The 19132-nt window shown below is 60.4% G+C and carries 19 protein-coding genes; 3 read left to right on the forward strand and 16 right to left on the reverse strand.

Annotated elements, in window-relative coordinates; translation table 11 throughout:
- Window positions 1-282 precede the first annotated feature (282 nt).
- The 13 genes from upp to ACKUUJ_RS08875 all read right to left on the reverse strand — a co-directional run bounded on the left by upp (window position 283) and on the right by ACKUUJ_RS08875 (window position 13932).
- Entirely contained in the window at window positions 283-930 is a 648-nt protein-coding gene (gene upp, locus ACKUUJ_RS08815; RefSeq protein ID WP_409065316.1) for a uracil phosphoribosyltransferase, read from the reverse strand.
- Between the two features lie 122 nt (window positions 931-1052).
- Complete coding sequence (glpK, locus tag ACKUUJ_RS08820; RefSeq protein WP_409065317.1) at window positions 1053-2594, reverse strand: glycerol kinase GlpK; 1542 nt, start codon at window positions 2592-2594, stop codon at window positions 1053-1055.
- 13 nt (window positions 2595-2607) lie between these two features.
- Complete coding sequence (locus ACKUUJ_RS08825; protein ID WP_409065318.1) at window positions 2608-3351, reverse strand: L-threonylcarbamoyladenylate synthase; 744 nt, start codon at window positions 3349-3351, stop codon at window positions 2608-2610.
- 134 nt (window positions 3352-3485) lie between these two features.
- On the reverse strand, window positions 3486-3977 hold the full coding sequence (locus ACKUUJ_RS08830) for a type II toxin-antitoxin system HicB family antitoxin (protein ID WP_349125221.1): 492 nt from the start codon (window positions 3975-3977) through the stop codon (window positions 3486-3488).
- Window positions 3944-4129 (reverse strand): type II toxin-antitoxin system HicA family toxin, encoded by a 186-nt coding sequence (locus tag ACKUUJ_RS08835; RefSeq protein WP_089573106.1) that lies wholly within the window; start codon window positions 4127-4129, stop codon window positions 3944-3946. Before ACKUUJ_RS08835 ends, ACKUUJ_RS08830 begins: the two co-directional genes overlap by 34 nt.
- A gap of 68 nt (window positions 4130-4197) precedes the next feature.
- Complete coding sequence (locus ACKUUJ_RS08840) at window positions 4198-5448, reverse strand: N5-glutamine methyltransferase family protein (RefSeq protein ID WP_409065319.1); 1251 nt, start codon at window positions 5446-5448, stop codon at window positions 4198-4200.
- 689 nt (window positions 5449-6137) lie between these two features.
- Entirely contained in the window at window positions 6138-7205 is a 1068-nt protein-coding gene (gene prfA / locus ACKUUJ_RS08845; protein WP_055252487.1) for a peptide chain release factor 1, read from the reverse strand.
- A gap of 249 nt (window positions 7206-7454) precedes the next feature.
- A complete protein-coding gene (locus ACKUUJ_RS08850; protein WP_409065320.1) occupies window positions 7455-8882 on the reverse strand; it encodes a M20/M25/M40 family metallo-hydrolase in 1428 nt (475 codons plus the stop codon).
- A gap of 72 nt (window positions 8883-8954) precedes the next feature.
- Complete coding sequence (locus ACKUUJ_RS08855) at window positions 8955-9740, reverse strand: amino acid ABC transporter ATP-binding protein (protein ID WP_409065321.1); 786 nt, start codon at window positions 9738-9740, stop codon at window positions 8955-8957.
- A 22-nt stretch (window positions 9741-9762) separates the two neighbouring features.
- A complete protein-coding gene (locus ACKUUJ_RS08860) occupies window positions 9763-10911 on the reverse strand; it encodes an amino acid ABC transporter permease (RefSeq protein WP_409065322.1) in 1149 nt (382 codons plus the stop codon).
- A 9-nt stretch (window positions 10912-10920) separates the two neighbouring features.
- Complete coding sequence (locus tag ACKUUJ_RS08865; protein ID WP_409065323.1) at window positions 10921-11847, reverse strand: transporter substrate-binding domain-containing protein; 927 nt, start codon at window positions 11845-11847, stop codon at window positions 10921-10923.
- A gap of 208 nt (window positions 11848-12055) precedes the next feature.
- The gene (locus ACKUUJ_RS08870) at window positions 12056-12949 is read right to left on the reverse strand and encodes an aldose 1-epimerase family protein (RefSeq protein WP_409065324.1); all 894 of its coding nucleotides are present in this window, start codon (window positions 12947-12949) and stop codon (window positions 12056-12058) included.
- A 113-nt stretch (window positions 12950-13062) separates the two neighbouring features.
- The gene (locus ACKUUJ_RS08875; RefSeq protein WP_409065325.1) at window positions 13063-13932 is read right to left on the reverse strand and encodes a hypothetical protein; all 870 of its coding nucleotides are present in this window, start codon (window positions 13930-13932) and stop codon (window positions 13063-13065) included.
- Window positions 13933-14192: 260 nt separating this feature from the next.
- Here ACKUUJ_RS08875 and ACKUUJ_RS08880 point away from each other — a divergent pair, with 260 nt between their 5' ends.
- The 3 genes from ACKUUJ_RS08880 to ACKUUJ_RS08890 are packed head-to-tail and all read left to right on the forward strand — an operon-like array spanning window position 14193 to window position 15925.
- Window positions 14193-14921, forward strand: coding sequence for an MFS transporter (locus ACKUUJ_RS08880; protein WP_409065326.1), 729 nt, complete (start codon window positions 14193-14195; stop codon window positions 14919-14921).
- Window positions 14922-14947: 26 nt separating this feature from the next.
- Window positions 14948-15433 (forward strand): hypothetical protein, encoded by a 486-nt coding sequence (locus tag ACKUUJ_RS08885; protein WP_409065327.1) that lies wholly within the window; start codon window positions 14948-14950, stop codon window positions 15431-15433.
- A 45-nt stretch (window positions 15434-15478) separates the two neighbouring features.
- Window positions 15479-15925, forward strand: coding sequence for a low molecular weight protein-tyrosine-phosphatase (locus ACKUUJ_RS08890; RefSeq protein WP_035138777.1), 447 nt, complete (start codon window positions 15479-15481; stop codon window positions 15923-15925).
- A 186-nt stretch (window positions 15926-16111) separates the two neighbouring features.
- Here ACKUUJ_RS08890 and ACKUUJ_RS08895 read toward each other — a convergent pair whose 3' ends face one another.
- The 3 genes from ACKUUJ_RS08895 to ACKUUJ_RS08905 form a co-directional block, all read right to left on the reverse strand.
- Window positions 16112-17473: an ATP-binding protein gene (locus ACKUUJ_RS08895; RefSeq protein WP_409065328.1), complete on the reverse strand. Its 1362-nt coding sequence runs from the start codon at window positions 17471-17473 to the stop codon at window positions 16112-16114.
- Window positions 17474-17657: 184 nt separating this feature from the next.
- Complete coding sequence (locus ACKUUJ_RS08900; protein WP_409065329.1) at window positions 17658-17987, reverse strand: TIGR04076 family protein; 330 nt, start codon at window positions 17985-17987, stop codon at window positions 17658-17660.
- A complete protein-coding gene (locus ACKUUJ_RS08905) occupies window positions 17980-18804 on the reverse strand; it encodes a PfkB family carbohydrate kinase (protein WP_035138774.1) in 825 nt (274 codons plus the stop codon). The genes ACKUUJ_RS08900 and ACKUUJ_RS08905 overlap by 8 nt, the downstream gene beginning before the upstream one ends.
- Between the last annotated feature and the right edge of the window lie 328 nt (window positions 18805-19132).

Here is a 19132-nt window from a genome sequence, read left to right on the forward strand (position 1 = left end):
GGCGTCCTCACTTTCCTCTTTTAACGCTTCCCAGAACAGTTCCCGCCAAACATTGGTGACTATTGTACGAGCCAATCGCTAAAGTACAACCGAAAAAGCATCGGTTAATACGCACCTGTTCGTTTTCTTAAGACCTTCTTTATGCCGCAGGTACGGTAATACGTTTTTTCGCGAACCCATCTGGGCTAAACGTCCGTTAACAGGAGTGCGCGTGGACGTCTTTTACTCGCCGGCGCGCACCATTTCTTCGTATTTGTGACCGTAGCCGACAAGGCCCGACAACTACAGCGTGCCGTAGATGCGGTCGCCGGCATCGCCCAGGCCGGGGACGATGTAGGCGGCCTCGTTGAGATGGTCGTCGATGGCGCAGGTATAGATATGCACATCGGGATCTTTCTCGGTCAGCGACTTGAGGCCCTCGGGGGCCGCGACGATGCACAGCATGCGGATGTCCTTGACACCGCGCTCGCGCAGATAGCCGATAGCCATCTCGGCAGAACCGCCCGTGGCGAGCATGGGATCGACGACCAGGCAGATACGCTGGTCGATATCCTTGGGCATCTTGCAGTAATACTCATGCGGCTCGTGGGTGACCTCGTCGCGCTCCATGCCAATGTGGCCCACGCGGGCAGAAGGCACCAGGTCGAGGATGCCGTCGACCATGCCAAGGCCCGCGCGCAGAATGGGGACGATGGCGAGCTTCTTGCCGGCAAGCTGCTTGAACGTGGCGGTCGTGATGGGGGTTTCGACCTCGACGTCTTCCATAGGCAGGTCGCGCATGGCCTCGTAGCCGTCAAAAAGCGCGAGCTCGCGCACGAGCTGACGGAACTGGTTGGTGCCGGTCTCCTTGTCGCGCAGGATCGACAGTTTGTGCTGGACGAGCGGGTGATCGACAAGGGTCACACGGGACGTATCGTAGGTGACGGTCATGGGTTGATGCCCCTTTCGTTGCGGCCGGAAGATGGCCTTGCTGACAAGGCGCATGGCGACGTTGTTGCCTCGCGCCGTGCATAAGTTTAACGGTTTGTTGTATCGAGCGCCCCGTCGCAGCCCTATTGAGCGGTGCTAAGCGAACGCCTGACCGCATCGTGCCAACCGTCCAGGTTGTGCTCGCGACGCTCAACGGACATATGGGGATGGAATGTCTTGACGATCTGGGTGTTTTGCTCCAGCTCCTCCAGATCCTCCCAATACCCAACCGCGAGGCCCGCCAGATACGCGGCACCGATCGCCGTTGTCTCCACCGACTCACATTGCAGTACGGGGATATCCAGCAAGTCTGCCTGGAACTGCATGATGAACTCGTTGCGCGAGGCGCCACCATCGACGGACAGGCGCTCGATCGAAAGACCCACGTCCTGCTCCATGGCACGCAGCACGTCATAGCTCTGATAGGCCATGGACTCGCAAGCGGCACGCACGATGGTCGCGCGACTCGAGGCGCCGGTCAGACCGCATACGATGCCGCGGGCGTGCGCGTCCCACCATGGTGCACCCAAGCCCGCAAAAGCGGGGACAAAGTAGCATCCCTCGTTATCGCCGATCGAAGAGGCGAGCTGTGCCGATTCGGATACGTTGGAGATAACGCCCATGTTGTCGCGCAGCCAGTTCATCGTTGAGCCGGCGGCAAAAATAGAGCCCTCGAGCGCATAGCTGACCTTGCCGTTCGCAGCGATACCGATGGTGGAGACCAGGCCATTCTTGGATTCGACGATCTCGTCGCCGGTGTTCATGAGCATAAAGCAGCCCGTGCCATAGGTGTTTTTGGTCTGGCCGGGATGGAAGCAGCAGTGACCGAACAGCGATGCCTGCTGGTCGCCCGCCACACCCATGATGGGCGGCATGTTGGTCATGATGTCGCTCGCGACGCGGCCGTAGTCACCGGCGCTCCAACGGACCTCGGGCATCATGGCACGCGGGATGTCGAAGAGAGCCAGCAGGTCATCGTCCCAGTCCAGCGTATGAATATTGAAGAGCGCCGTGCGGCTGGCATTGGTGTAGTCGGTGGCAAAGGTTTGGCCGCCGGTGAGGTTGTAGATGAGCCAGGTATCGATGGTGCCAAACATGAGGTCGCCCGCCGCCGCGCTCTCGCGTGCGCCGTCAACGTTGTCGAGAATCCACTGCACCTTGGAGGCCGAGAAATACGGGTCGAGCGTGAGTCCCGTGCGGGAGCGAACCAGCCCTTCTGCGCCCTGCTCGACCAGCTCGTCGATCAGAGGTGCGGTGCGACGGCATTGCCACACGATGGCGTTATAGATGGGTTGGCCGCTTATGCGGTCCCACACCACCGTGGTCTCGCGCTGGTTGGAGATACCGATGGCGGCGATGCGATCGGAATGGATGCCGCTCTTAAACTGGACCTCCATCATCACGCCGATCTGGCTGGCAAGCACCTCCGTGGGATCCTGCTCCACCCAGCCGGGGCACGGGAAGCTGGTTTTGACGCTACGACGCGCCTGGGCGACAATGCAGCCGTACTCGTCGACGATGGTCGCGAGTACCGAGGTGGTGCCGCAGTCGAGCGCCATGATGTAGGAACCGCCAAAGCTAAACGAGGCGTCTTCCATACCCAGGCTACCTAGATTCAACGACATCGCTTACACCTTTCTATTGCATCGGGTCGGACAGGACCCGCTCGATCTCTGATGCGGGAAGTGCGCCTTGGCGCAGGATCTGGAGCTCGCCATGCTTAAACGTCACGATGGTCGAAGCATCGCGGCACGGCGTCTCGCCCGCGTCGACGGCCACATCGACCCCCTCCAGAATACGGTCCTCAACGGCGGCAAAGCTTGCCGGCGCGGGCGCGCCGTGCGTGTTGGCGCTGGTGCAGGCAAGCGGACCGCCACAAGTACGGATGAGCGCCTGCACCACGGGCGAGGCCGACGCGCGAAGGGCCACCGTATCGTCGGCGGCGCGCATAAAGGTCGGCACGCAGGGCGCCGCCTTGACCACGATAGTCAGGGCACCCGGCCAGCATCGTCGGGCGAGCACGCGGGCCTCTTCCGGAATATCCACGCCGTAGCGGTCGAGGGCCTCGGCATCATCGACCAGCCAGGCGACCGTTTGGGTGAGTTCACGTTGCTTGAGGGTAAAGATGCGACGGTAGCCGGTACCGAGCGCAGGGACTGCGGCGCCGTTGACGGCAGCCTGCGGATCGCGCGGCCACGATGGGAATTCGCTTGTATCTTGGGGCACGGCGTCCGAGAAGGCATTGACTGCCACGGCGACACCATAGACGGTCTCGGTCGGGATCAGGGCCAAGCCACCACAGTTGAGTACCTCGGCCGTACGCTCGACGGCGAGCCGATGCGGCTCGCGCGCTCCCTCGAATACCCGATAGACCGTCTGCATGTGTATGCCAGCCCCTTACGCTCTGGTGAAAGTTTGTTTACTGAGGGGCATTCTCGCACGAAACGTTCAACCTATTTGCCCAGAGCGCATGTTGGTTTGGTGAGCGGCTCTAGTAGTCGGTGAAAGTGAGGGGGTTATTGGACTGCGACGAACTTCTTTGGCCTGCCGGCGTGGCGTTCTTGGGCGGCGTAGCGCTCGATGCTGTCTATCGTTATCATCCGACGGCCGTCGACGAGTTCAACATCGAGCTTTCCGGCTTTGACCAGCGCGGTAATCCGCGGAGCGGAGACTTTGAGGTCCAGCGCTGCGTCTTTAAATGTTCGGCACGCCGCTTCCCGAGCGTCATCGTGGTCGATTTCGACTGAAAGGGCCACGACCTCGGCCGAGCGTTCGTACCCTGCCGGAGTCAAACCGTTGTTGAGGTCGTCGGCCAAAAACGCCATCAGTGCCTCGGTGGCATGGGCAATCGCTTCTTCGCGCGTATCGCCATCGGCAAAGGCGCCGGGAATCTGCGGGAAGCTAGCGCAGTAACCGTCGTCTTCTTTTATGAGAACGCAGTCATAGGTAAATCGCTGCCTCATTTTGCCTCCAACTACCATCCAGCTTGGCGACGAATACTTGCCCACGTGCCCTTCTTTGGTCGATCACCACCAGAACCGTTCACGGTGACAACGCGGTCACCAGAAACATACTTAGCATGACTACCGACTTGCGCGACCTTCACGAATCCATCGTGCTTGAGTAGGGCAATGATTTCCCGAAAGGTAGGAGGTTGCATGGGCCGACCTCTTTCAGCCGTCCTAATTATAAACTACTTTATAATTTTTGCTAACCAGTTAATAAATGTTACTGGCGCTGTTTGGGCTCGGTGACGATGGCTCGAACGATGCGGGGACGATCGGTAAGGTCGCGGACGATGCGCACGTCCGAGAGACCCGCCTGGCGGCAGAGCTCGGCGGCGGCGTCGAGGGCGCCCTCGTAGAGCTCGCAGGCAAACAGGCCGCCGGCGCGCAGCATATAGGGCGCCGCATTGAGCAGGCGGCGGAAGATATCGAGGCCGTCGGCACCGCCCTCGAGCGCCAAATCGGGCTCGAAGTCCTTGACCTCGTGCGGTAGCGAGCGCATGACGTCAGTCGGAATGTAGGGCGGGTTGGAGACGAGCACGTCGAAGGTGCCCCATTCCTCGCGGGGGATAGAGCTCACCAGGTTTGTGAGGTTGAAGGCGACCTCATCGGACGTAAGCCCGAGCGCGTCGCGGTTTTTGGTGGCCAGGTCGATGGCACGCGGCTCGATATCGGTAGCGGTGCAGACGACATGGCCGCGGCGCTCCCAGGCAAGGGAAAGCGAGATGCAGCCCGTGCCGCAGCCGACCTCGAGAACGCGGGCGATACGGGGCTCGACCGGAGCGGGCGCGGCGGCATCCTCCGTCAGAGACGCCTCGTGGTCGGCGCCTTCGATGGCGATGCCGTATTCGTCGAGCTCGGGCTCGGCGGCCTCCTCGGCCTCGGCATCTGCTGCCTGCGCGGCGGCTTCCTCGGCCTCGCGGTCGGCCAGTTCCTCGGCATAGGCACGGCTGCCCAGTACGTCGCTGCCTAGCGCCGCCTCATCGGCAGCTGTGAGGTTAGCGGCACGGCGCTCGGCCGTCGCTCGCTCGTCGGCCAACGCGGCTTCGGCTTTGCGCGCTTGCTCGACCTCGTCGTTCCAGGGCAGCTCAACGCGCTGACGGGCGGCAGCCTCGGGGCTCAGCACCTCGGCATCCAGATAATTGAGAACTTCCTCGACGAGCATCTCGGTCTCGGGACGCGGAATGAGTACGCCGGGGGCGCACGCGACGTCGATCATGCGGAACTGCGTGCTGCCGGTGATGTACTGCAGCGGCTCGCCCTTGGCGCGGCGGACGACCGCCGCGTGCATGGTCTCGAGCTGCGCCGCATCGAGCGTCTCGTCCATACGCATATATAAGTCGATGCGCGCCAGACCCGTGGCAGCGCAGAGCAGCCACTCGGCAGAAAGTCGGGGGTGTTCCTCGCCGCGCTCGGCCAGGTACTCCTTGGTCCACTCGAGACAACGTTTGATGGTCCAGATCTCGTTTGCCATGGGGTCCTCCCCTCTTAAGCGCCAGGCGGCGCGCGAATGTCGGAGCAGATTGTACGCGAGGCCAGCGCATGGCAAGGGGCGATTGAAGGCGATTATCGAGAATCAGCCCAGAATTTTGCTTGGAACCTGCCTAAAATGTTCATTCGTCGACGTCTAAATCTGCATTCGTCAAGCTTTTGGCAAGGTTGCCCAAAACTGACCAATATCTAACCAAGAACTTGCCACATCGCTTGACGCACGACCCATCAAAAATCGCCCCGCGACTTCTCGGACGCTTTTTCGAGCATTATTTTTAAAAATGATAAGTAACTTTAAGCAGGTAAACAACTTAATTGTTATTAAAGAAGATTGAATAAACTCACAAAGCAATGTGCCTAACCTAGTCATTGGGGACGTTCTTATTTGACTAGTCGTTTAAGAACGTCCAATGACTACTAAGCCAGGAGTGTCCCAAACTGCCGGCAGAAAAGGAACGTCCCTAAGTGCCAACTAACCAATTGCCGTCTTCGGCAGCGATGGCAACGCTGCAGGTAGAGGACGGACAGCGAGCGACGTCCAGAGCGAACAAGTTGGCATGAAAAAGGCAAGGTATAGACCTTCTGGTCATGCCTTGCCTTTTGAATGACAAATTGTCGCTCTGGGCGGCGCGCAGCGTCGAGCAGTTACGGCGTTTGGTAAAACGCCGTAACTTAAACGGCCTGCGCCAGCTTCTCGGCTCGCTCGGCGGCGGCGAGTGCCTCGATCACGGTGCCGAGCTGGTCGCCCAGAAGGACACCGTTGTAGGTGGAGTTGAAACCGATGCGGTGATCGGTCACGCGGTCCTGGGGCTGATTGTAGGTGCGGATCTTCTCGGAACGGTTACCGTGGCCGATCTGGCTTTGGCGCTCGGCACCAAGCTCTGCCTGCTGCTTCTCAAGCTCCATCTCGTACAGACGGGCGCGCAGCATCTGCATGCAGACCTCGCGGTTCTGGATCTGGGAGCGCTGCTCCTGCGACTGCACCACGGTGTTGGTGGGCAGGTGGGTGATGCGCACGGCGGAGTAGGTGGTGTTAACGCACTGACCGCCAGGGCCCGAAGCGCAGTAAGTATCGATGCGCAGGTCGGACTGGTTGATCTGGACGTCAATCTCCTCGGCCTCGGGAAGCACGGCGACGGTTGCCGTGGAGGTCTGGATGCGGCCCTGGGACTCGGTCTTGGGAACGCGCTGGACACGGTGCACGCCGGACTCGAACTTCATGACGGAGTAGACGCGGTCACCCTCGACCTTGAACTCGATGGACTTAAAGCCGCCGGCCTCGCTGGGACTGGAATCGAGCACGGTGGTCTTCCAGCCGCGAGACTCGCAAAAGCGCTGGTACATCTTGTACAGGTCGCCGGCGAAGATGGCCGCCTCGTCGCCACCGGCGGCGGAGCGGATCTCGACGATGGTGTTCTTGTCGTCGTTGGGGTCGCTCGGGATGAGCATGTACTTGATATCTTCCTCGAGCTGGGGAAGCTTAGCCTCGTTTTCGGAGATGTCCATCTGGAGCATCTCCTTCTCATCGGCGTCGGTGGTATCGTGGAGCATTTCCTTGGCAGCCTCGATGTCGTCGAGCGCGCCGATGTACTCGCGCGAGGCAGCAATGAGGTCGGACTGGTGCGCGTACTCCTTGTTGAGACGCGTGAACTCCTTGATGTCGGAGGCGACGGCCGGGTCGGACAGCTTCTTCTCGAGCTCCTCGTAGGCCTTGATGATCTTTTCGAGCTTGTCGCGCATGGCAGGACTCCTTTATATGCGTGAAGATGAAAATCGGCAGAGTTGATGGGGCGCATGGCGCCACTGCGGGGGTAAGCCCAGCTAGAACATGTCGATCTTCAGATACATGCGCATCCCTTCGCGTGTGGGGTACATAGTTGCGGTCTAACCCATACATGATAGCGTGCGCAGACAAACCTGCATATAACCCGCACGGAATGATTGGTGCAAACAAACCTGACCCCATTGCACCAAGGGCTTGCTTTTTGGCTAGAGCGTTTGGAGTAGAGCGACGAGGAAGCGAATGCCCTGGAGGTAGGCGCGACGGGTGATGCGCTCGTTGGTGCCGTGGACGCCGCGGTCGCATTCGTCATCGTCGACCACAAAGGCGGAGAAGCGGATGCACTCGTGGCAAATGCGCTGGTAGTTGGCGGCATCGGTTGCACCAATCACGGTCGAGGGCACGATGCTCATCGGCTCTTGGCCCACCGCAGACGATCCGTTTTCCTCCGTCGGCTTGGGATCACGGAAATAGCGGGCGGCGATGGCGCGGACGGCCTCGAGGCCGGGACCACCGACACGCGGGGACGGCGAGGGCTCGGAGCTGCCGGGGCCAAGTTCGACCTCCACACGTCCGGCAAGGCCCGCCCCGGCAACCGCCTCACGGCAGCGCGCCACAACGTCAGCCACGCTCGTGCCCTCGAGCATGCGGAAGTTGATGTTGGCCCACATATCCTGCGGCATCACGTTGGCGCCGGTGCTGCCGCCCTCGATCTGCGTGGGCGCACAGGTGGTCGTCACGAGCGGGTAGAGCTTTTTGCTGGCGAGGCAGTCGCGGACAATGGCATCCCCGTTGGCGGCAATCTCATCCGCCGTGTAGAGCCCCAGCTCGACAAGCTGTGCGGCAAGCAGATCGGTCACACGCGTCGGCCACTCGATATCGCAGATTGCGGCGATAGCGCGGCTCAGCACCTCGAGCGATGTGCCACCGTAGGGGTTGGAGGAATGCCCGCCCTCGCTCTTCGTCTTGAGCATGATATCGGCATAGCCCTTCTCGGCAAGGTCGGCATGCATAAGCCAGCCCTCGCCCGCGCCGTACTCGGCAGCCGAAACAATACGGTAGTCGCCCTCGTCGATCAGGTATTCAAGTTCAACGCCGCGTTCCTCGAGCACGCGGCCGATTGCTCCCGCGCCGTGCTGCGTAGTTTCCTCGTCCTGGCCAAAGGCGAGCAGCAGCGTGCGCTCGTGCTCCCAGCCGTGCGTCAGCGCATACTCAACCGCCTCGAGAATGCCTGCGACCTGGTCCTTCATGTCGATAGCGCCGCGACCCCAAATGTAGGTGTCGTCCACGTGGCCACTAAAGGGGGCATGCGTCCAGTCAGCCTCGGTGCCGGGCACCACGGGGACCACGTCCATGTGGCCCATGAGCATGATGGGTTTGAGGGCGGGGTCGGAACCGCTAAGCGTCACCAATAGCGAATGGTCGATAAGCTCGACCTCGCCCGCCGCAAACACGCGCGGCCAGGCCTGCTGCATATACGCGCGCAGGTCGTCGAACGGCTGCCAGTTCACCGCCTCGGCATCCATACTCGAGATGGTCGGAAACGACAGCACGCGGCCCAGGCGCTCGCACGCACCAGCTTCGTCCAAATCGGCAAAATCATCCTCATGCGCAAAGAAGCGCCAAACCTCGGCCATGACATCCTTTCGATTGTGATGACGAGGGCCGCCCCACGGGAGCGGCCCTGTCATGCAAACATTTGCGGTCGGTTACTTGTCCTCGAGATAACGCGAGAGGAACTCGCGGGTACGCTGGTGCTTGGGGTTGCCGAAGAGCTCCGCCGGCGCGGCGTCCTCGAGCACCACGCCCTTGTCCATAAAGACCACGCGGTCGGACACGGTTCGGGCAAAGGCCATCTCGTGCGTGACGACGACCATGGTCATGCCGTCGGCAGCGAGCTTGCGCATGACCTCGAGCACCTCTCCCACAATCTCGGGGTCGAGTGCGGAGGTCGGCTCGTCGAACAGCATGATCTGCGGATTCATGCACAGGGCACGAGCGATGGCCACGCGCTGCTTTTGGCCACCGGACAGGCGGCCCACGGCGGCGTGCGCGAACTTTTCGAGTCCCACGCTGGTCAGATGCTCCAGCGCGACCTTTTCGGCCTCGGCCTTGCTCATCTTTTTGAGCGTGACGGGCGCGAGCGTGCAGTTGTCGAGCACGTCCATGTTGTTGAACAGGTTAAAGCCCTGGAACACCATGCCGATGTCCTCACGCAGCTTGTTAATGTTGCAGCGCTCGGCCGTAAGGTCCTGGCCGTGAAACCAGATGTGGCCTGCGTCCGGGGTCTCGAGCAGGTTGAGGCAGCGCAGGAAGGTCGACTTGCCCGAGCCCGAGGCGCCGATAATGGTGACGACCTCGCCTGATTTGACGGACAGGTCGATGCCTTTGAGTACCTCGAGCGAGCCGAAGCTCTTGCGCAGGCCCTCGACGCGGATGAGCGGCTCATTGGTCTGTGCGGCGGCCGCAACGCCGGTAGTGGCGGTATCTGCCATGATGATTCTCCTCGTCTTGAGCCTAGTTGGAGCTGGGCAGCGTTGCCGGAGCCCCGGCGCCGAGCTTTTTGCCAAAGGCCTCGAGCAGGCGGCTCGCCACGAGCGTCAGGATCAGGTAGACCACGAGCGCCACGCAGTAGACCTCCATCTGGCGGTAGTACACGCCGGCGACAGTGGTGGTGGCGTACATGAGGTCGAACACGCCGATGACCGAGAGCACCGACGAGTCCTTGATGTTGATGATGAGCTCGTTGGTGAGCGCCGGAATCGCGTTTTTAATGCCCTGGGGGAACACGACCTTGCGCATAGCCTGCCACTGCGACAGGCCCAGCGAGCGCGCCGCCTCGGCCTGGCCGGGGTCGATGGACTCGATGCCGCCGCGCAGGACCTCCATCATGTAGGCGGTAGAGTTGAGCGAGATGGTGACGAGGCCGGCGGTGAAGGTACTCCAAATCTGGTTGGCCTGAGCGGTCTCGAAGCCCATGCCGCGCAAAACGGTGAAGCCCGCGTAATAGATGAGCAGACCCTGGACCATCATGGGCGTGCCGCGCACGATGGTAGAGTAGACGGTCGCAAAGCCGCGGCCAATGCTCTTAAAGAAGCGCACCAGGTCGTTATCCACGCGATCGAAGGTCTGAATACGCAGAAACACAAAGAGCAGCGCCAGGAAGAATGCGATGACGGTACCGAAGGTCGCAAGCGCGATGGTGATCTCGATGCCGCGGATAAAGAAGTCCCCGCTCTTGTAGGTCATGTAGACCAGGCTCGACAAAAAGTCGCTGGGGTTGGAGTCCGAGACAATGCTCACCTGCACCAGGTCGATAAATGACATGACGCAGCGGTCGACAAAGAAGATCGCCGCGATGGCGACCACGACGTAGCTGCCCAGGCGCGCGCCGCGACGGAAGCGCTCGGAAGCAAACGGCGACGTTTCGCGATAGTCGTTCCAGTGCATGAGTTTGGTGACCAGCGCCGCCGCCGATACGACGAGCCAGGCCCAAAGGATTGCCCAGAGGCAGTCTTGGAACGCGCCCGTAGGCGCCAAGAAGCTCAGCGGCGTGGGGTTGCGCTGGCTAAACGCCAGGCCGAGCGCCGCGATAACGCTCGTGCCCAGATACACATAACGGTGGTCGGCCTTGATGAAGGAGGCCAGACGATTGATGGTTTTCATGCTGCCTCCCTATGCCGGCTGACGGTCGAGGCACGCGTCCCACATTTGGTCGCGCTCCTCTTGGCTGACGCCCCTGAGCGTCTTGTCGATGAGCTTAAGCAGCTTATCCGAGCCCTTGCGGCAGCCGACGTTTGCCGTGACCTCCTGCTTAAAGCCCTCGCCTTCGGCAAATTGAATCGGCACGATACCCGGGTTTTGGGCCATATAGCCCTTCTCGTTCTCGGTGTTGTAGGTCACGGCGTCGCACGTGCCCTGCAGCAGGTTCGAAAACACCGTGGGAACCGAATCGACCGGGTTCTTGTGCACAACGCCCGGGATCTCGTCGATGACGGTGTCGAGCATGGTGTCCTTTTGGCCGAGTACCGTGGCACCGCTAAAGTCGCTGAGCTTGGTGGCGTTTTGGTAGGGGGAACCCTCTTTTACGAACAGGCCAAAGTAGCCAATGAAGTACGGGTCAGAGAAGCCGACCGACTCCTCGCGCTCGGGCGTGGCGCTCATACCGGCGATGATGAGGTCGATCTGGCCGTTGTTGAGCGAATCGATAAGGCCCGAGAAGCTCTGCTTGACGGCAACGGCCTCGCCACCGAGGGCCTTGCAGACGATCTTGGCGATCTGCACGTCGTAGCCATCGGCATAGGCGCCCTGCACGTTGTCGATGGGGATGGTGTACTCATTGGCCTCGGAAACCTGCCAGTTGTACGGGGCGTAGGCCGCCTCCATGCCAATGCGGATCTTGTCCTTGCCGATCACGGAGTCGGACAGGTCGTCGCGACCGCCGCCCGTCGTGGGCTGAACCACCTTGAGCGTGGACGGACGCTGACAGCCGGCGAGCGCGCCGGCGACGACGGAAGCGCTCGCTGCGAGAGCGCTACCCAAAAAGATGCGACGGCTGCATACCGGCTGGGTCTGCATGCCGCGCTGTTGCCGAGGTTGCATCTGGTGCCTTCCCTATTTTGCGTTACTGACAATAAGACAGGATATACGCCCGCAACCAGCAGCGCGGCATGTGCGCGAAAAATTAATAGACACACAGTAGTCGTTTAAGAACGTCCCCAATGACTACCTACCAAAAAGCCTCCCTGCCGGATGTGGCAGGGAGGCTTAGCGGGTGGGAAGGGACAAAGGGGCTGTCCCTTTGTCCCATCTAGAGCAAGGTGACGCTAAAGCTACGTTTATCGGTAGCGCCGGGAGCCAAGGTGATGGTGTTGACCTTGTGCTCAAAGACGTCGTCCTCGGTGTCCATGGTGGTGTGACCGGTCCAGGGCTCGAGCGCCACAAACGGGGCGTCGTTGGCGGCAGACCACACGCCGATGTACTTAAAGCCCTCAAAGTCGATCTTGACGCCGTGGCCCGACTTGCGGCCGCGCAGCGTGAGCGTGAAGCCCGGGGTATCGGTGAACATGATGGCATCGTTATCGAAGCTGCGGTGCGTGATGGGCAGCACGTCCGAGTTATCGGGAGCCTTGTAGCTGCCCTCGAACGTCATGAGACCATCGGGCGTGATGATGGGGGCCTCGTTGGTCCAAGCCTCGGTAAATGCCAGCTCGTAATCCTCGAACGTCTCGTCCTCGGCACCGGGAGCCGGCACGTTAAATGCAGGGTGGCCGCCCACCGAGAACGGCAGGTCCACGTCGCCGGTATTGGTGACGGCAAAGGTCTGGGTAAGTGTGGCGTCACCAGTCAGGGCATAGGTCATGTTGAGCTTAAAGTGGAACGGGAACGCCTTGAGCGACTCGGGCGTGTCGGTGATCTCGTACGTTACCGAGGAGCCGTCCTCCGAAACCTCGACCAGCTTGTGTTCGACGATGCGCGCGAGTCCGTGGCGCGGCATCTTGCAGGTGCCGGCCGCAGACGTCGCCGTGTTGTTGCGCAGCGAGCCCACAATAGGGAACAGGATGGGCGCGTGCTTGCCCCAAAAGGCCGGGTCGCCCTGCCACAGATACTCGTTGCCGTTGAGGGCAAGGCTCGTGAGCTGGGCGCCCATGGAATCGATGGCCGCGGTGAGGCCGCCGCGCTTGATGGTAGTGACGGTAGACATGCTACTTCCTCCAAAAATAAACAATAGTGTCGAGGGCTATTGTCCCACTCTTGGCGGCGGGACGGGACAGCAGGCGATTATTGAGTAGTCATAGCGGAATGAGCGGCGAGCACCTACTGGGTATCCACGTAAAGGTCGAACCCGCCCTGCGGTGTGGTGTCGACCGTGTCGGGCGCCTGTGAGTTAAAACTCACGGGGACCATGCGCTTTGAGGCACGGAAGCGCGTGCCGTCGGTGGCGACGGGCGGTTCATCGACGGTGAGCTCGTAGTCGCCGGGCTTAAGTTCGATGCCGTCACCAGCGGAATTGACGTATTGATACTCGTCAATCGTCTGCCCTTTGAGCGTGCGCCCCACGATGTGGATGAGCATTTGGCTGTCGCCGCGCGCGGTGTCCCACGGCGCGCCGTCCTTGACCTCGACCGACACATGTACCGAGCGCGTGCGGCCGAGCGATTGCTCGATAGACATCTCGACCTTGGCGGCGTCTTTTCGCTGTTGTTCAACATGGCTCCAGACGTTTCCAATTACCGAGCATGCGATAACGCCGGCCATGAAGGCGATAAGGATGGGGCCGAGCGGAGAGCGACGTCCTGCATCTTCCTCGCGAGACAGATTGGGACGACGTGTGGGCGCGGGCGCCTGAGCACCCTGCGAGGGCACGTCGAGAATACTGAAGGATGCCGTGCTGTCGGGGTCGATGTTATGGCGCGGCTGCGGGGTCTTGGCCGGCAAGATGGACATGTCCGCCGGCTCACCGAGTGTGGCCGTGGCATCGGCCTTAGCCTCATCGGCCTCGGCTTGGGCCCAAGCCTGCTCAAAGGTCAGGGGCTCGGCGGCATCGGAGGCGGCATCAGGCTCGACAGCGGCATCGTTGCCGGTCTCGTCCTCGTCGCTCGACACGTCACGCGACGCGGGCTCGTCCCACTCCTCGTCCGGAGCCTCGCCCTCGCTATACCACCATTCAAAGTTATCGATATCCATACGGGGCGCCCCTTAGGCCTCGCAAATAAACACTCGCTAGTCTTATACCCCCAGACGGCACCGAAGCTCACCCGCGCCGGACACGAAAACCGTCACAACATTCGACGTTTTTCCTCGTTTTCGAGATTTTCATCGAATGTTGTGACGGTTTAGGCGGCAGCCACGCCGCGAATGTGACAAAGAGACTGTCCCTTTGTCACATTCTGTTAGAGTTGCAGGGATTGAATCCCGCTTATTCACGCGACATTGGAGTGACAACCTTGACCGCCGCAACCACGCCAAAAAGTAAGTCAACCGCCGCCGCGCTCTCCCCCGCGCGCACCAATCTTTGCCTGGCGCTGCTCGTGCTGTTGGGATTCTCGCTCGGCTGCTCCGAGTTCGTGGTCATCGGCATCGAAAGCGACCTAGCGACGGAACTCGGCGTATCGCTTGCCACCGCAGGCCAACTTATTAGCGTGTTCGCACTGATCTACGCTATCTCGACGCCGGTGCTCGCGCTCAGTACGGGGCGTTTTCGCCGCTACCAGCTGCTCGTGTGCTACAGCATCGTCTTTGTGCTCGGCAACCTGGTCATGGCGTTGGCGCCCAACTTCCAGGTGCTGTTCATCTCGCGCATCATCCTGGGCTCCGTCTCGGGCGCACTGCTCGCCGTGGGCGTGACGTACATCCCCGAGCTTCTGTCTCCGCAGCAAACTTCGCTTGCCATCTCGGTGGTATATGGTGCGTTTTCCGTGGCAATGGTCTTTGTCACTTCGATCGGCAAGTTTGTGGCCGACACGCTCGATTGGCACGTGGCCATGTACGGCACGCTGGCCTTTGCCGTTCTGATCTGCGGAGCGCTCGTGGCGTTTATGCCGCGCGCTGGGCAAACCGACGAGCCCGCCACTTTTCGCGAGCAGGCGGGTCTGCTACGCGAGCCGAGCATCATCACCGGCATGCTCATCTTTTGTTTGGCGTGGGGTCGGTCTACGTTTTCTACGGCTACGTGACGCCTTATCTTGAGCAGGTGCTGGGCATGGGCACGGTCGAAGCCAGTACCACGCTCATGGCCTACGGCGTGTTCTGCCTGATCTCGAACATCCTGGGCGGATGGATCGATGCGCGCTTTGGCATGAAGGCGCTACTCGTGACGTTTGTGCTGCAGGCTGCAGCGTTACTCGGACTGTTTGCTGTGGGCGGCACCATGCCGCTCGCGCTGGTCTTTGTCTTTAGCCTGGCGCTGCTCATGTACCTGTTCTCGGTGTCGTGCATCACGCACTTTATGGACGTGGCACGCAGCCGCCATCCCAAGTCGATGGTACTCGCAAGTTCGGTTGAGCCCATGGCGTTTAACGTCGGCATCTCGTTTGGCACCGCAGTGGGCGGCACCGTGGTAAGCAGCGTTGGCATTGCATATGTAGGCGCAGTGGGTGCCGCGTTCTCGCTTGTGGCCTGGGTGCTTACGCTGGTGACGATTAAGTTGGCTCGCTGGGAACGCAAGAGGGCGATGGCGCAGGCGTAGATGCGATACTCGAGCTCGATGATGGCGATCGAAAGGAAACCGCATATGCAACGTGTACTGTTCATCTGCTATGGAAACATCTGCCGCTCGACGATGGCCGAGTCGGTGTTTACCGAGCTCGTGCGCCGCGCTGGGCGCGAGGCGGAGTTTGCCATCGATTCCGCGGCGACCTCGACCGAGGAGATCGGCAACCCGCCACACCACGGTACCGTTGCCAAGCTACGCGAGGTCGGGATTCCCGTCGTCGCACATCGCGCACGTCAGGTGCGTCGCGCGGAGTATGGCGACTGGGACCACATTGTCTATATGGACGACGAGAACGCCCGCGCCCTGTACCGAATTTTTGGGAAGGACCCCGATGGCAAGATCTCGCGCCTGCTCGATTGGACCGATCGCCCCGGCGACGTGGCCGACCCCTGGTACACCGGCAATTTCGACGCCACCTACCGCGATGTACTCGCCGGTTGCACCGCCATGCTCGAGCAGCTGTAGGCGCTCGGGCGGCGCGGGCACACGGGCCACGCCATCGGCATAAAACGAGCGTGGATTTTCTCCCACTTTGAGCGTTCGAGTGCGCTCTAAACGGGAGAAAATCCACGCTCGTTATCTCGGTGGGAGAAAATCCACGCTCATGAATGTGACAAAGGGACTACCCCTTTGCCACATCCGGGACTGGCCCTAGACCGGCTTGACCTCCAGCTTTATCCCTTCGGCGCAGGAGTCGCCCAAAACATCCGAAAGGGCCCAGGTCGCATATAGCGGCAAATAGAGAACCGCTCCGTTGCGCTCAACGTTGCCTCTCGAGAAAACAATCCCGAGCCTTACGCCATATTCAGCCGTATCAAGCACATGACCGAGCGCAGCGTGCGCGTGGTAATAGGAGCCCGATTTAACCTCGATCGGAACAGCCGTCCCATCCGGTCCATCGACCACAAAGTCCACTTCACCGCGCTTTTTTGTCTGATAGTAGTAAAGCTGGCGATTTTGGGCAGCCAGCTGCTGGGCCACCACGTTTTCGTAAATGCCGCCCAGATTGGGCTCCTTGCTATCAAGATACGCCGCTTGGGCGACTCCAACGGGGTAGCGCGCCATCAACATGCCCGTATCCGATTGATATAGCTTGAACTGCGATGGCCGTGCCGTCTTGAGCAGGGGCGATTTTGGCTCGGTTACGATATCGGCTTTGAGAGCAACGCCGGCATCGACAAGCCATACAAAATCTCGCTGATACTTCTCGTAGTGAGCCTTGGGGTCAATGGAATTGAGCACGAAGCGCTTGTTTTCGCCCTCGAGCATAATAGGGAGCTGATCGTAGATGCTCTGCACCTGCAGGGCTCGCCCGCTTGCATACTTGGAGATATCCCGCCGGTACTGTTCGTTGAGCTCTGACTGCAGCTGACGAACAGAGGCAAGGTCGCCTTGCGTGTCAAGGAAACGCTGCACGACCTCCGGCATTCCGCCGACAACGGTATAGGTCCTGAAGTTTGCCATCATCGCGTCATGAATGTAATCAGGAATGGGCCTCTCGCTGATACACGCGTCACGTATCGTTTGGAGAGCCCCCTCGCTCACCCCGGTTGCCCAGCAAAACTCCTCAAAATCGAGCGGGAACATCCTAAGCTCGTGGACATACCCCACGGGATAGGACCTGACGCCCTTGAACTGAGTCCCGAGCATTGACCCCGAAAACGCCCAGCGGCACCTCCCGTCCTCAACAAGGAACTTTGCCATCGTCATGATGTCGGGGGCCTCTTGGACCTCATCGATAAACACGAGCGTTTTGCCTGGTGCAATCGACTTTCCCGAAAGAAGCGTCACCCTGCTGATGAAATCATCGGCATCCCGCGCCTCGAGAAGAGCATCTTTTGCCTGGCGATTTTCCATGAGGTTAAGCTCGATGTAGGTTGCATGGTTGGCTTTGCCAAATGCGCGAATCGAATAGCTTTTGCCAATCTGGCGAGAACCCGTAATGAATAAGGCCTTTTGCTCGGCAGACTTCAGCCAGCGCTCCAGCTCTGCAGCTATTTTCCTGCGCAGCATAGGCTCTCCCCTCAGTGTCATCAAATGAAATACAAAGTTTTATACGCTTGATTATCGATGAAACGCAAAATTTTTAGAACCTAAAATCGGATGAAATGCAGAGATTTGAGATTACAAGCATAATAGAAGGGGCACCACCGGCGAATGTGACAAAAGAACTGTCCCTTTGTCACATTGCGCTCGACTACTCGTCGACGATCTCGGCAAGCCAGACGTTCAGCGTATCGACCTCGGGACAGCAGAACTTTGCCGTACCAGGCTCGTTGCCGGGCACGGTTCCGCCATAGCGCAGGATATCGATATAGGGAAAGCCCACATGGCAGGCCATGGCACACATCTTGCCGCGGTCGCGGTCAAAGTCGAAGACGTCGCCCGGCTTGTGACCATGGTGGCAGCGGCACGCACCCAGCTGGTCCACGCAGCTCACGCGGATACGCGGACGCTTGCCACGCGGCGCGCCGAGCGGCTTGCCCCCGCCCGCAGGCTTGACGCCGCCCTCATCAGCATTACTCATGGTCAATCACATCCAGGCAGGCCTCGATGGGAAGGCCGGCGGACTTATCCTCCTGGTCGGCATTGCGCTCGATAAGCTCAGCCACCACGCGCATGGCATCGGACGTCGCGCGCTGCAGACTCCAACCTGCCATAACGCGGCCGACGAGCACCGCCGAGAACGTGTCGCCCGTGCCCGGGAAATAGACCGGGATCAGGTCGAAGGGAATCGTGAAGTACTCCCCCGCCACATGGTCGTAACCGATGACGACATTCGCACCGTCGACCACAGCGCTCGTAATGACCACCGACTTGGCGCCCAGGGCACGCACGGCATCCACAAGAGTGCGGCCCTCATCGGGCGTGATTTGCTCGGCAATGGGCGTATCGGTGAGCAGGCACGCCTCGGTGTAGTTTGGCACCGCATAGTCGGCGCACTCGAGCAGGCTGCGCATGAGACCGATCGTGGACTCGGGCACGCCGGCGTAGAGCTTGCCGTTGTCGCCCATGATGGGGTCGACGAACACCTTGGTACCCTTTTGCGCGCGACGGTGGCAGAAGTCCGAAATGATGCGCGTCTCTTCCTCGGTCACGATAAAGCCGGTGGAGATGGCGTCGAACTCAAAGCCGAGCTCCTCCCAGATGGCGAGGCTCTGGCGCACGTACTCGGTGGTGTCGTGGATGTAGAACTTGGGATAGTTGAGTGTATCGGACACCAACGCCGTCGGCAGATTGTGGATGCGATAGCCCATATGCGACAGCACCGGCAGCATGGCGGAAAGCGCGACCTTGCCGTAGCCGCACATATCGTTGATCAGCAGCAGCTGAGTGTTCTTCATGAGGGTCTCCCTTGGTTCGGGCACGGCGCAGCAGCGCCACAGTGCGACTAAGTGTAGCGCAGGGGACGTTGTGAGCGGGCGCTACGGTCGCGAAGAGCGCATTGTTGCGAAAAGGTTACGAAAACGAGGTAGTCGTTGGGGACGTTCTTAAATGACTAGTCAAACAAGAACGTCCCCAACGACTATCCCGGCAATTAGCCCAAGGAGTGTCCCCAAGTGCCGGCACATAAGGAACGTCCCTAAGTGCCAAAACGACTGGTCGGGCAACGCCGATGTTTTGGCGAAGTCAGCGAAAACCCGCCAGAGTGAGCAAGGTGCCTTGAAACGA

The organism is Collinsella sp. wc0583, assembly GCF_046116915.1.
In the GTDB taxonomy this organism is placed as follows: Bacteria; Actinomycetota; Coriobacteriia; order Coriobacteriales; family Coriobacteriaceae; genus Collinsella.